The organism is Desulforamulus reducens MI-1, from assembly GCF_000016165.1.
Lineage (GTDB): Bacteria > Bacillota > Desulfotomaculia > Desulfotomaculales > Desulfotomaculaceae > Desulfotomaculum > Desulfotomaculum reducens.
Window position 1 is genome coordinate 3,238,176 of the sequence record NC_009253.1, and the last position, 13,557, is coordinate 3,251,732.

Here is a 13,557-nt window from a genome sequence, read left to right on the forward strand (position 1 = left end):
ATTTTAAATTTATGAGAATGATTTGTAACAATTTTCAGGTAACACTTGAAGACAGTCTTTCCACTGAAATGGACCATATGCAATAAAAGGTAATGTTAAGGCTTTTTTTAAAGCAAAAACCAGGGAGCGTTAAGAATGCTCTCTGGCTTTGTATTTTCAAATTTAAATATCACAAAAATATTATTTTTTCGTAACAATCAAAACATATTAATATACTCCGAAAGCAAGTTAAGCCAAGAAACATCACGGGGGATGTTTCCAGGGTTATTCCTTTATTCTGTTTTTCCTTCTTGCAAAATACCACCCGGTAAAGGAAACTCCTGCCAGCAATGCGATGGCTAAGAGCGAATCTTCCAGGAATTCCATATCATTTCACTCCTCATTCTCATATAAATGTTATTATTCCGGACGTCGCGCCGGTTCGGGTATCAGACGGTGAGGAACCTTTTTTTCTTCTCTACGAAAGTCTCTGTAAGGATCAAATCGTTTTAATCTTAAGGCATTGGTAACCACTGAAACCGAACTAAAGGCCATTGCACCTCCCGCCAATACAGGAGAGAGGAAGCCCAGGGCAGCTACCGGAATGCCCAGTGTATTATAAATTAAGGCCCAGAACAGGTTTTGTTTGATGTTGCACATAGTCGCCCGGCTTAACTTGATACTGGCCGCGACTCCCCTCAGATCCCCTCGCATCAGGGTAATGTCAGCAGCTTCCATCGCCACATCGGTACCGGTACCGATGGCAAAACCTACATCGGCAGTAGCCAGGGCCGGGGCATCGTTAATGCCGTCACCAACCATTCCCACCACTTCTCCACTTTCCTTTAGCTGGCTTACTTCCTTTGCCTTGTCTTGGGGCAGTACCTCGGCCAACACATCTTCCGGTGGTATTCCCACCTGCTTGGCAATGGCCTCGGCAGTACGACGGTTATCTCCCGTAATCATCAAAGTTTTTATCCCCATGTCTCTTAGGGCACGGATGGCTTCTGCAGAAGTCTCTTTTACCGTGTCTGCCACTGCCACTATACCTGTAGCCCTGCCACCCACGGCCACCAGCATAGCAGTCTTCCCTTCCTCTTCCAGAGCATCCACCTGTTTTGCCAGTCTGGATATATCGATATTTTGTGAATACATCAGCCTTCTATTACCAATGAGTACTATGTTCTCCCCAATGCGTGAAGCAATACCGTGTCCTGGAATGGCTTCAAATTCCTGTGGTTCGGCTAACTCTATACCTCTTTCCCTGGCCCCCTTAACAATGGCTTCACCCAGAGGGTGTTCCGAGCCCCTTTCAGCAGAGGCAACTAAACGAATTAATTCGTCTTCGCTGATTCCCTTATCGATGGTTATGACATCTGTCAGTGAGGGCTCTCCTTTGGTGATGGTGCCTGTCTTGTCCAAAACAATTGCATTTAATGCATGGGCTTTTTCCAGGTGTTCGCCTCCCTTAATGAGAATACCGTTTTCCGCACCTTTTCCGGTACCTACCATAATCGAGGTAGGTGTAGCAAGACCTAGGGCACAGGGGCAGGCAATAACCAGCACGGCCGTAAAGTTAATTAAGGCCCTTGCCAGGTTGCCGGGGTCGGCAAAGAAATACCACACCGCAAAGGTGACGACAGCTATACCCACCACCGCAGGCACAAAATAGGCGGAAATTATATCTGCCAATCGCTGGATAGGAGCCTTGGATCCCTGGGCCTCTTCCACAATTTTAATGATTTGCGCCAGAGCAGTATCCGAACCCACTTTGGTAGCTTCAAACTTGAAACTGCCATGCTTGTTGATGGTGCCGCCGATCACCTCGTCGCCTATCTTTTTATCCACTGGTATGCTCTCGCCGGTTAGCATGGATTCGTCCACAGTGGAAAACCCTTCTTTCATAACGCCGTCCACTGGTACCTTTTCACCCGGACGTACCAGCACCAGGTCTCCTACCTGGACTTCTTCAACAGGGATGTCCATCTCTTGCCCGTTCCGGACCACCCGAGCAGTCTTAGCCTGGAGCCCCATCAGCTTTTTGATAGCTTCAGAGGTACGGCCCTTGGCAATGGACTCCAGCATTTTACCAAGGATAATTAATGTGATGATGATAGTTCCTGTTTCGTAATAAACATGGCCGGGGTAAAAGAATGTGGCACCTGCGCTGTAAAGGTAAGCAGCGCTTGTTCCCAGAGCAATTAGCACATCCATATTGGCACTGCCATGTCTCAGTGAACGATAGGCCCCCCGGTAAAATTGGAATCCGGCAATAAATTGTACTGGCGTGGCCAGGGCAAATTGGAATATCTTATTGTGTAACAGCATGGGTAGTGGGAAATTAAATAATTCAGCAAACATAACCGCCAGAAGGGGCAGGGACAACACAGCTGACATAATCAAAAGGCGAATCTGCTTGCGGGTTTCCCGTTCCCGTTTCTCATGATCCCCGTCAAAGCACTTGGCTCCCTCCTCCGCCTGATAGCCTGCATCAGCCACGGTTCTTTTTAATTCGGTAACAGTAACCACCGTCGAGTCAAACTCTACCGCCGCCCGTTCCATCGCAAAGTTTACATTGGCCCTGAGAACACCCTCCCTTTTCCCCAGAGCCCTTTCCACCCTGGCCGCACAGGCGGCACAGGTCATGCCGCTTATTTTGAGATCAACTTTCTCCGTAGGAACCTGGTAGCCCAGATCAACAATGGTTTTTATGATCTGGTCAATGCCAACACGGTTGGGCTGGAAATTAACGGTTACCTTTTCCACCGCCAGGTTCACTGATACCTCTGTAACCCCATCCAATTTTTTGAGTGTGCGTTCTACTTTGGCTGCACAAGCAGCACACTCCATACCCAGTATTTTTAAGGATACTTTATGAATGTCCACGGTTCCTTCCTCCCCTTTGTTGCCTAAAGACACCTAACCTGTATTTAGTTAGTTTAGCCCAAACTTATGATAATATCGCCACATCTGTTACTAAAAACACTACCTCCAGGGAAAAATAATTCAAATTAACTGAAAGAGGGAATGTCTTATGCCAATGATGTATGGTTATGGAATGGGTTGGTTTAGTATGATTATTATGATGCTGATTCCCCTGGCACTCCTGGGTTTGGTGGTTTACTTGGCAGTCAACTCCGGTGTAAAAAACGCCCTTAGGAACAGTGCCGAATTTACACCTCAGATATTAAAACTTAGAAAAACTTGGCTTCGCCAAGTCTTTAGACGTCGGCGGAGCCTTAGTTTGCCCTTATGCATATCGGAAAGTTTTATACTTTCTGATATGCCAAGAAATTCCAATAACTTGGCTAATTCTGAGGATAAAAAAGATTAGGTTTTTTTCTTCAATGAAGGCTATGCCTATGTCCCCCACCCTAAGGTAGAAGCTAAATTTTATACCTACTTAGACACTGGCTTTGGTTATGACTGTCCTTTTCATTTATATAGGAGATAATCTTGTCATAGGTTTCAGCCATATACTCCACCATTTCTTCGCTTATATCACCGAATTGGTTAATAAACTCTACTCCCATTTCAAGAGAGATGATCATAATGTCGAGTGCAAGGCCCTTATGATTTTTCATCTTTAAATAGTCACTAAATAAATGTATTTGAATTTATAATGTCATAATTGTGTTATTAATACTTATAACTGTATATAAAATAAAAAATGGTATCAGCATTTGTCTGCCAATACCATAATTTACAAATTTTGGTGGAGGCGGGGGGAGTTGAACCCACCGTCCGAAAGAGCAACCACAACAGGCTCTACGAGCGTAGACTATGCTTTAGATTTCGCTTCCTTGGCGGCCATAGACAGCCTCCTCGGTTGCTAGTCCGGTAGTCTTAGCTATAGCCCTCCGAACATCAGGCTATAGAGCGTCCCGCTAAGTTGACCCCCTATCCTTCACCGCGGGCGCAGAAGGTAGGAGGTTAGACAGCAATTAAGCTGCTAAAGCGTATTCTTCGTTAGCAATTATTAGTGTTCACCGTTTAACGGGCTGGTGAGATCCCGGCTCGCTCCTCTTGCCATCGCATCCCCCGTCGAAGCCATTTCGCCCCCTTGTTATAAAAGAGAATGCTTTTGCTAACAAAAAGCTATTCAGTTTGTCTTACATCTTCTGCCGCTCCCGCATGGCGCGGTCCATATCACGCTTGGCATCCCTTGCGGCAATATCATGACGTTTATCATAGGATTTTTTACCTTGGGCCAAGGCTAGCTGAACTTTTACTTTACCCCTAGGGTTAAAGTACACCTTCAGCGGAATTAATGCAAGTCCCTTTTCACGAACCTTACCATAGAGACGCAAAATTTCTTGTTTATGCATTAGTAGTCTACGGGTTCTTTTGGGTTCGTGGTTAAAACGATTGCCCTGTTCATAGGGGCTGATGTGTAAATTATAAAGCATCATCTCGCCGTTTTCAACTCGGGCAAAGGCATCCTGCAAATTGGCCTTTCCCGCCCGAAGTGATTTCACCTCTGTACCTGATAAAGCAATACCAGCTTCATAGGTTTCGATGACGTGATACTCATGCCGGGCTCGGCGGTTGTCGGTAATAGTTTTAAAACCTTTTTCGGAGGTTGCTTTGGCAGCCATAAGATACACCTCGGATAAACAAAGCCCAAGTACTCAGCTGAGACACGGGCTTTTTACAAACAATGTTATAAGCAATTATTTATATTATACCAAACTAAACATTTATGTCAAGCCAGGTTCTTTTTATATGCGCAAATAATTAAAATGCCGGCCTTATATGGCCGACATTTTATCATTTCATTATTATTCTTACAGTCTGGTAAGAAGGGGACCAAGGATCAGGGAGATAGTACCAGCAACCTTGATCAGGGGGTTCATAGCAGGACCGGAGGTATCTTTGCAGGGGTCACCTACAGTGTCACCAACAACGGCTGCTTTGTGTGGATCAGACTTCTTACCACCCAAGTTGCCTTGCTCGATCCATTTCTTAGCGTTGTCCCAAGCACCACCAGCGTTAGACAGGAACAGAGCCATCAGAACACCAGTAACGGTTAAGCCACCTAAGAAACCAGCCAGAGCTTTTGCACCAAGGATGAAACCAACCAGTATGGGAGCAGATACAGCTACCATACCAGGGGCAACCATCTTGGAGATAGCAGAAGAAGTAGCAATGTCTACGCAACGAGCATAGTCAGCTTTTACACCAGGCTTGCCTTCCAGCAGACCAGGGATTTCACGGAACTGACGGCGAACTTCTTCAACCATTCCGTAAGCAGCCTCACCAACGGCACGCATGGTTTGAGCACCTACTAAGAAAGGAATGGAACCACCGATAAACACACCAACCAGAACCATGGGTTCAGTCAAGTTAACGATGAACTTGCCACCGGGCAGTACAGCAGCAAACTTGTGAGTTACTGCTTCAACGTATGCACTGAACAGAGCCAGAGCGGTCAGAGCAGCGGAACCAATGGCGAAACCTTTAGCGATAGCAGCGGTTGTGTTACCAACTGCATCCAGTTTGTCAGTCTTAGCACGAACTTCGGGAGGAAGTTCAGCCATTTCAGCGATACCACCAGCGTTGTCAGCAACAGGACCGAAGGAGTCCATAGCAACAACGAAACCAGCGGAGGAAAGCATACCCATAGCAGCCATAGCAATACCATAGATAGCCCATATTTCAGCTTTGTCAGCAGGAGCAGCGGATCCTACTGCCCAGAAGGAGAAGTAAATAGCACCAGCAAAGGTCAGCATGGGCAGGAAGGTAGATTCCATACCAACAGCCAGACCGTGGATAACGTTGGTAGCAGGGCCAGACTTGGATGCTTCAGCAATACGGTTAACGGAAGCCTTGCCAGTACCAGTGTACACTTCAGTTAAGTAACCAACGGCTACGTTAACAATCAAACCGGCTACAACAGCCATGAAAATACCAGTAGCAACAGAAGCAGCTTCACCAACGAAGGTAGCTTTTGCTACAAAGAAAACGCCAATAGCGGTTAAGATGTTGGTTACCCAGAGACCTACGTTCAAAGCAGCCTGGGGGTTACCATCTTCGGAGGTACGTACACAGAAGGTACCGATAATAGCAGCGACAATACCAACAGCACCTACTAACATTGGGAAGATAATGCCAGCAAAACCAAACAGGGTGTTACCAATCAGCATAGCAGCGATGGTGGTAGCAGCATAGGATTCGAATAAGTCAGCACCCATACCAGCGGTATCACCAACGTTGTCACCTACGTTATCAGCGATAACGGCAGGGTTACGTGGATCATCTTCAGGAATACCAGCTTCTACTTTACCTACAAGGTCAGCACCTACGTCAGCAGCTTTGGTGTAGATACCGCCACCAATACGAGCAAAGAACGCGATGGCAGAAGCACCAAATGCAAAGGAGTTAATAATGGTAGGTTGACCAAAGATGATGTACAGTACGGAAACGCCCAGCAGACCAAGACCAGCAACGGACAAACCCATAACAGCACCAGCACGGAAGGATACGTTTAGAGCTTTAGACAGACCGTGGCTGCGAGCAGCTTCAGCGGTACGAGCGTTAGATTTGGTGGTGGAGGTCATACCGATGTAACCAGCTACAGCAGACAAAGCCGCACCAACTAAGAAGGAGATCGCAGAAGCGGGGCCTACAGGCATGTGTGCACTGCCGCCACCTTCTACAAAATACTGAGCAGCCCATAGAAGAACGAAAATGATAAGAGCAAAAGGAATCAATGTTTTGTACTGACGATTTAGGAAAGCCATTGCACCTTCGTGAATAGCTTCGGAAATCTCACGCATTTTGGGTGTACCCATATCTTCTTTGAGGATGCTGGACAGAGTAAATAAGGCAAATAATAGAGCCAGCGCACCTGCACCCGCAGCGTAATAAGCAAGTGTCATATTTTCCACTTTGAAGTTACCCTCCTTGTCCCGATTTTAATTAATAGGACCTACTTCCATACCACAAGAACCATTGAAGTAATTGCAAAGGCAATAGCGATGAAGGCTGTGAGCCTGCCGAGTTTTTCATCTAGACCTTTCTTCTTTCCCCCGAACAGTGTTTCAGCCCCGCCGGCAATGGCACCAGATAACCCGGCACTCTTACCCGACTGCAGTAAAACAGTTGCTATTAATGATAGTGCAATTAGTACGTGAATGGCAGTCACTAGACCTTTTAACAAAACTCCACCTCCTTTTATTGTTCTATGTAAAAAAAGGACTTGTATACTTCTGTATTATAGCATAACGTGAAATATGTGACAATCTTTATCCATGTGAAAATAGGCAGCCAAGGCTCCCCCTAACAAGCCCTGGCTCCTTTTTTCACCACTTTTGTGATTGTTTTAACAAACCCTTAATCCTGCAAATTATAAAATACCTCTTTGCCACGATAACGTGACATATCTCCCAGCTCTTCTTCGATACGCAGCAACTGGTTGTACTTGGCTACCCGATCGGTCCGGGAAGGCGCACCGGTTTTAATCTGACCGGCATTGGTGGCCACGGATAAATCAGCAATGGTGGTGTCATCGGTCTCACCGGAACGGTGCGACACCACTGCGGTATAGCCCGCACGTTTGGCCATCTCAATGGCATCTAAGGTTTCTGTTAAAGTACCAATCTGGTTTACTTTGATGAGGATAGAGTTCGCTACACCCTTTTTAATACCCTGGGAAAGCCGCTCGGTATTGGTTACAAACAAGTCATCCCCTACCAGTTGAATCTTTTTGCCCAATGCCTGGGTTAACTTGGCCCAACCTTCCCAATCATCCTCGGAAAGACCATCTTCAATGGTGATGATGGGGTATTTGTCCACCAGCTTTTGGTAGAAGGCAATCATTTCTTCGGAGGTATAGGTAACGCCTTCACCCTCCAGCACATATTTACCGTCTTTGTACATTTCAGTGGCAGCCACATCCAGTCCTAAGAAAACATCTTGTCCAGGTTTGTAGCCAGCCTTTTCAATGGCTTCGATGATGACTGCCAGGGCTTCTTCGTTGCTCTTCAGGTTGGGTGCAAAGCCCCCTTCATCCCCCACGGCGGTGTTCAGGCCCCGGGCCTTCAGTACAGACTTCAAATTGTGGAAGATTTCTGCACCCATGCGCAGCCCTTCGGAGAAACTGTCGGCACCAACAGGCAGCACCATAAATTCTTGAATATCAACGTTATTGTCAGCATGGGCACCGCCGTTCAAGATATTCATCATGGGAACCGGCAGTTCCTTGGCGTTGACTCCGCCGATGTACTGATAAAGGGGCAGGCCTAAGAAGTTGGCAGCGGCCTTGGCCACAGCCAGGGAAACGCCCAGAATGGCGTTGGCACCCAGTTTTCCTTTGTTATGGGTACCATCCAGCTCAATCATTAAACGGTCGATACCAATTTGATCGGTTGCATCCATGCCAATAAGTTCAGGTCCAATGATTTCGTTAACATTTTCTACGGCTTGCACAACACCTTTGCCCAGATAACGACCTTTGTCGCCATCCCTTAATTCCACGGCTTCATAGGCACCGGTGGAGGCACCGGAAGGAACAGCTGCTCTGCCAATGGTACCGTCTTCCAGCCAAACTTCGGCTTCCAGTGTTGGATTACCCCGGGAATCCAGAATTTCCCGAGCAAAAACATCGCTGATGATAGTCATGTTTGTTTCTCCTCCTATTTAGTTCTTATTATCCATAAGCTATCTATAACTATAGGTTTTGCATTGGCCTTAAGCCCTGGGCTGTGGGCCGTGAGTCTTGAAGCAAAATTATACTAACCCCAAAGCTCATGGCTCACGGCCCATGGCCTGACCCCATAGACCATCCCTTAAGCCTCAGCCTATCCCTTAAGCAACAGACTCTTTCCTGTCATCTCTGCCGGTTTGGCTAAACCAAGAATATCCAGCATGGTGGGAGCAATATCCGACAAGCTGCCATCCTCCCGCAGTTTGGCACCTTTGTACTGATTCCCTATGAGCACAAAGGGTACTGGGTCAGTGGTGTGGGCAGTAAAGGGGCCACCCTTTTCATCCAGCATTTTCTCTGCATTACCATGGTCAGCGGTGACCAACACAGTGCCACCCTTCTCCAGCACAGCAGCAACCACCTTACCCAGACACTGATCCACCGTTTCAATGGCAACTTGTGTTGCTGCCAAGTCGCCGGTATGTCCTACCATATCCGGGTTGGCAAAGTTGGTAATAATCACATCAAAGGTTTCTTTATTGATTTGCTCCACAAAGGCATCCGCTACCTCATAGGCCGACATATCTGGTTTTAAATCATAAGTCGCTACCTTAGGAGAAGGAATTAGCACCCTTTCTTCATTGGGGTTCGGAGCCTCCACCCCGCCATTGAAGAAAAAGGTGACATGGGCATACTTTTCCGTTTCAGCCAACCTTAATTGCTTAAGGCCCTGTTTACTTAACCATTCCCCCAGGGTATTCACCAGTTTGTGGGTCGGAAAGGCCACCGGTGCCTCAATGGTTTTATCATATACCGTCATGCAAACAAAATACACCTGGGGGTGTTTGGTGCCCCGATCAAACCCTGCAAAGTCATCATCCACAAAGGCCCGGGTAATTTGTCTAGCCCGGTCAGGGCGAAAATTAATAAAAATTACTGAATCCCCCTGGGAAATTTTGGCCAGCGGTTGTTTTTTGTCATCGGTGACAATGGTGGGTTTGACAAATTCATCGGTTTCGCCACGCTCATAGGCCACATCAATGGCCTCCAAGGGCGAGTTGGCCTGCAAGCCCTCAGAATAAACCAGTGCCCTATAGGCCAATTCTGTGCGTTCCCAGCGGCAGTCTCGATCCATGGCATAATAACGGCCACTGACTGTGGCCACCTGTCCCACTTGCTCTTCCTTCATCTTTGCTAAAAGTGCCCTCATGTAGAGTTTGGCGCTGGAGGGTGGTACATCACGGCCATCTAAAAAGGCATGATAATACACCTTAGACAATCCTTGCTGGGCCGCCAATTTTAAAACAGCAAAAATATGTTTAATATGACTGTGGACACCGCCGTCGGAAAGCAAGCCCATAATATGTAGTGCGGAGTCCTTTTCCTTGACGTTTTGGACCGCCCTTAATAACTCCGGGTTTTCAAAAAAATCCCCGTCTTTAATGGACTTGGTGATCCGAGTCAACTCCTGGTAAACCACCCGACCGGCGCCCATGTTTAAGTGCCCCACTTCAGAGTTCCCCATTTGCCCCTCCGGGAGACCCACCGCCTCCCCGGAGCAAGCCAAGGTTGTATGGGAGGAATTGGCTAAGATTTGATTCATATTAGGTGTTGACGCCTGGGCTATGGCATTGCCGTTTTTATCCTGACTTAACCCCCAACCATCCAGGATAACCAAAGCCAGGGGCTTTCGTTCTTGGCTCAATATGGAACCTCCTCATCCCAAGGTTCGAGATTAAAATTCGAGGTTCACAGCAAAAACCTCGAGGTATCCAAACCTCGTCATATCTTTAAGGCTTCTACAAACAATTCTTTATAATACCTGCAAAGTCTTCTACCTTCAGGCTGGCGCCGCCCACCAGTCCGCCATCAATATCCGGCTGGGCCATTAACCCCCGGGCATTACCAGGCTTAACACTGCCGCCGTATTGAATGCGTACAGCCTCTGCAGCAGCACCGCCAAACTGACCATCAATGACCTGCCGAATGATCTGATTGACCTGCTGGGCGTCCTCGTCGGAGGCCGTTTGGCCCGTACCAATGGCCCAAATAGGTTCATAGGCAATAACCAGTCCTGCCACTTGCTCCGGCCTTAACCCAGCCAAAGCACCTGTGGTCTGCTGGGTAACAATCTGCTCGGTGCTGCCGGCTTCCCGTTGCTCCAGGGTTTCCCCCACACAGACAATGGGAACCAGCCCAACCTCCAAAGCTGCCTTTACCTTCTGGTTAACATTCTGGTCCGTTTCTCCAAAGTACTGTCGTCTCTCGGAATGACCTAAAATAACATATTTTACCCCCAGCTCCTGCAGCATGGCGGGTGCTATTTCCCCGGTAAAAGCCCCCTGGGCTTCCCAGTGCATATTTTGTGCTCCCAAAGCAATATTACTTCCCTTGAGGGCCTCCGCCACCGGAGCCAGGGCAGTAAAGGTGGGACACACAACAACTTCAACACCATTGCCAAGATCCTTTTGTTTTAGTTCCTGCACAAAGCTTACCGCTTCGGCCACAGTTTTATGCATTTTCCAATTTCCAGCAATAATTAATTTCCTCATAATGACGACACCCCCTCTAACGTACGAAGAAGTGAGAAGTTATGTCCCTTCTCACTTCTACAGTATACCGTTATTTTTTATTTAAATCTGCAAATTTATTCCTATTTATCCTGCAGGGCAGCCACACCTGGCAGTACTTTGCCTTCTAAGAATTCCAGCGAAGCACCACCGCCGGTGGAAATATGACTGATCCGATCCGCCACACCCACCTTGTTCACCGCCGCTACGGAGTCGCCACCGCCCACAATGGTGATGGCATTGGACTCTGCCAAGGCCTTGGCCACAGCCTCGGTACCTTTGGCAAAGGCATCCATTTCAAAGACACCCATGGGTCCGTTCCAAACCACGGTGGCAGCTTTTTTAGCAGCGGCTGCATAACACTCTGCAGTGTCCGGTCCAATGTCCAAAATCATCCAATCAGCCGGCACCCCGCTAACTGGAACCACCCCTTGTTGGGCATTTGGTTCCATGGCCAGGGCCACCACAGCATCATTGGGTAGTAACAATTCCACCTTCTGAGCCTTAGACCGTTCCAGCAATTCCTTGGCCAGCTCAACCTTATCCGGTTCAATGAGGGATTTGCCAATATCGTAACCTTGGGCCTTGAGGAAGGTATTAGCCATACCGCCGCCAATGATCAAGGTGTCCACCTTGCTTAACAGGTTCTCAATGACCCCAATCTTATCGGAAACCTTAGCTCCACCAATGATGGCCACAAAGGGACGTTCAGGATTGGTAACCGCCTTGCCGAGATTTTCTAATTCCTTTTCCATCAGAAAGCCAGCCACAGCAGGCAGGTACTCAGCAATACCTGCGGTGGAAGCATGGGCCCTGTGGGCAGCACCAAAGGCATCATTGACAAAAAGATCTGCCAGTTGAGCCAATTGTCTGGCATACTTCTCATCATTTTTAGTCTCTTCTCCGTGGAAACGAACATTCTCCAGCAGCAGTACATCGCCGTCCTTCATCTGGGCAATGGCCTGTTGGGGTTCGGTTCCTACAGATTCATTAACCTTGACAACTTCCTGGCCCAGAAGTTCAGAAAGCCGTTTGGCAACGGGATTCAGGCGGTATTTCTCCACCACTTCTCCCTTGGGTCGACCCAGGTGGGAGGCCAAAATTACCCTGGCTCCCTGACCCATTAAATATTGGATGGTGGGTAAAGCCTTTTGAATACGAGTATCGTCGGTAATTTTCTCTCTGTCCAAGGGTACATTAAAGTCCACCCGGACAAAGACCCTTTTACCCTTTACGTCGACGTCCCTAACGGACTTCTTTTGCATGGTTTACAGCCCCTTTTCAGCTACCATTAGTGCTAAGTCAAGCACACGGTTGGAGTAACCCCACTCGTTGTCATACCAAGCAACAACCTTGGCCATATTCCCTTCCATCACCATGGTGGACAGACCATCTACGATGGAGGAGTTGGGATTGCCATTGAAGTCTCTGGAAACCAATGGCAGCGGATTAAACTCCAGAATACCCTTCAGGGGACCTTCTGCTGCAGCCTTCAGGGTAGCGTTTATTTCTTCTGCGGAGGTGGCTTTCTCCAACTCAACCACCAAGTCCACAACCGATACGTTGGGGGTCGGCACCCGCATGGCAAAACCATTCAGCTTGCCCTTCAGTTCAGGCAGTACCAGAGCAACCGCTTTGGCAGCACCAGTGGTGGTGGGAATGATGGACATTCCGGCAGCCCTAGCCCGGCGCAGATCCTTGTGGGGCAGGTCAAGGATTTGTTGGTCGTTGGTATAGGAATGAACGGTGGTCATCAGACCTCTTACAATCTTAAAGTTCTCATGTACAACTTTTGCCACAGGGGCTAAACAGTTGGTGGTACAGGAAGCATTGGAAATGATATGGTGCTGGGCAGGATCATATTGATCGTCGTTTACACCCATGACAAAGGTACCGTCTACTTCTTTACCCGGAGCAGAAATAATTACTTTCTTTGCTCCTGCTGCCAAGTGTTTTGCAGCATCGGGTCCTTTGGTAAAACGACCGGTGGATTCAATGACAATATCAACCCCTAGTTCTTTCCAGGGCAGTTTGGCAGGATCAGCTTCGGCCACGACTTTAATTTCCTTGCCGTTAATAACTATGGTGTCTTCGGTGACAGAAATATCGGCATTCAGAGTGCCATGCACTGAATCATACTTCAAAAGATGCGCCAGGGTCTGAGCATAGGTTAAATCGTTAATGGCTTTGAAGTCCAGACGACGGGATTTGTGGTTCACCAGTGCAACCTCAAATTCCCCCCGCTCGATGGCGCAGCGCAACACATTCCTTCCGATTCGACCAAACCCGTTAATACCCACTTTAATAGGTGCCATTTGCAAAATCCACTCCTTCAAATATTAATATGTCACAATACATTGT

General features: G+C 47.8%; 11 protein-coding genes and 1 other RNA gene. 1 reads left to right on the forward strand and 11 read right to left on the reverse strand.

Annotated elements, in window-relative coordinates; all coding sequences use genetic code 11:
- Positions 1-399 precede the first annotated feature (399 nt).
- Positions 400-2,865, reverse strand: a complete 2,466-nt coding sequence (locus DRED_RS15895; protein WP_011879276.1) for a heavy metal translocating P-type ATPase — start codon at positions 2,863-2,865, stop codon at positions 400-402.
- Positions 2,866-3,013: 148 nt separating this feature from the next.
- Between DRED_RS15895 and DRED_RS18415 the strand changes: the two genes are divergently transcribed.
- Positions 3,014-3,313 carry a hypothetical protein gene (locus DRED_RS18415; protein ID WP_011879277.1) on the forward strand — a complete coding sequence of 100 codons (300 nt, stop codon included), beginning with the start codon at positions 3,014-3,016 and terminating at the stop codon, positions 3,311-3,313.
- Between the two features lie 52 nt (positions 3,314-3,365).
- Here the strand turns inward: DRED_RS18415 and DRED_RS15905 are convergent, their stop codons facing one another.
- The 10 genes from DRED_RS15905 to gap form a co-directional block, all read right to left on the reverse strand.
- On the reverse strand, positions 3,366-3,530 hold the full coding sequence (locus DRED_RS15905) for a hypothetical protein (protein ID WP_156779687.1): 165 nt from the start codon (positions 3,528-3,530) through the stop codon (positions 3,366-3,368).
- Between the two features lie 162 nt (positions 3,531-3,692).
- Positions 3,693-4,042, reverse strand: a transfer-messenger RNA (tmRNA) gene (ssrA, locus tag DRED_RS18420).
- A gap of 49 nt (positions 4,043-4,091) precedes the next feature.
- Positions 4,092-4,577, reverse strand: a complete 486-nt coding sequence (gene smpB / locus DRED_RS15910; protein ID WP_011879278.1) for an SsrA-binding protein SmpB — start codon at positions 4,575-4,577, stop codon at positions 4,092-4,094.
- A 189-nt stretch (positions 4,578-4,766) separates the two neighbouring features.
- Positions 4,767-6,860, reverse strand: coding sequence for a sodium-translocating pyrophosphatase (locus tag DRED_RS15915; RefSeq protein WP_198006965.1), 2,094 nt, complete (start codon positions 6,858-6,860; stop codon positions 4,767-4,769).
- 50 nt (positions 6,861-6,910) lie between these two features.
- Entirely contained in the window at positions 6,911-7,141 is a 231-nt protein-coding gene (gene secG / locus DRED_RS15920) for a preprotein translocase subunit SecG (protein WP_011879280.1), read from the reverse strand.
- 173 nt (positions 7,142-7,314) lie between these two features.
- Positions 7,315-8,601 (reverse strand): phosphopyruvate hydratase, encoded by a 1,287-nt coding sequence (gene eno / locus DRED_RS15925; RefSeq protein WP_011879281.1) that lies wholly within the window; start codon positions 8,599-8,601, stop codon positions 7,315-7,317.
- 179 nt (positions 8,602-8,780) lie between these two features.
- Entirely contained in the window at positions 8,781-10,331 is a 1,551-nt protein-coding gene (gene gpmI / locus DRED_RS15930; protein WP_011879282.1) for a 2,3-bisphosphoglycerate-independent phosphoglycerate mutase, read from the reverse strand.
- A 94-nt stretch (positions 10,332-10,425) separates the two neighbouring features.
- The gene (tpiA, locus tag DRED_RS15935) at positions 10,426-11,178 is read right to left on the reverse strand and encodes a triose-phosphate isomerase (protein ID WP_011879283.1); all 753 of its coding nucleotides are present in this window, start codon (positions 11,176-11,178) and stop codon (positions 10,426-10,428) included.
- 101 nt (positions 11,179-11,279) lie between these two features.
- Positions 11,280-12,461 (reverse strand): phosphoglycerate kinase, encoded by a 1,182-nt coding sequence (locus tag DRED_RS15940; protein WP_011879284.1) that lies wholly within the window; start codon positions 12,459-12,461, stop codon positions 11,280-11,282.
- Between the two features lie 3 nt (positions 12,462-12,464).
- The gene (gene gap / locus DRED_RS15945; RefSeq protein WP_011879285.1) at positions 12,465-13,511 is read right to left on the reverse strand and encodes a type I glyceraldehyde-3-phosphate dehydrogenase; all 1,047 of its coding nucleotides are present in this window, start codon (positions 13,509-13,511) and stop codon (positions 12,465-12,467) included.
- Positions 13,512-13,557: the final 46 nt, after the last annotated feature.

Coding starts and splice junctions, on each gene's coding strand:
- DRED_RS18415 (WP_011879277.1), top strand. CDS start 3,014: ATGCCAATGATGTATGGTTATGGAATGGGTTGGTTTAGTATGATTATT.
- DRED_RS15905 (WP_156779687.1), bottom strand. CDS start 3,530: ATGATCATCTCTCTTGAAATGGGAGTAGAGTTTATTAACCAATTCGGT.
- smpB (WP_011879278.1), bottom strand. CDS start 4,577: ATGGCTGCCAAAGCAACCTCCGAAAAAGGTTTTAAAACTATTACCGAC.
- DRED_RS15915 (WP_198006965.1), bottom strand. CDS start 6,860: ATGACACTTGCTTATTACGCTGCGGGTGCAGGTGCGCTGGCTCTATTA.
- eno (WP_011879281.1), bottom strand. CDS start 8,601: ATGACTATCATCAGCGATGTTTTTGCTCGGGAAATTCTGGATTCCCGG.
- tpiA (WP_011879283.1), bottom strand. CDS start 11,178: ATGAGGAAATTAATTATTGCTGGAAATTGGAAAATGCATAAAACTGTG.
- DRED_RS15940 (WP_011879284.1), bottom strand. CDS start 12,461: ATGCAAAAGAAGTCCGTTAGGGACGTCGACGTAAAGGGTAAAAGGGTC.
- gap (WP_011879285.1), bottom strand. CDS start 13,511: ATGGCACCTATTAAAGTGGGTATTAACGGGTTTGGTCGAATCGGAAGG.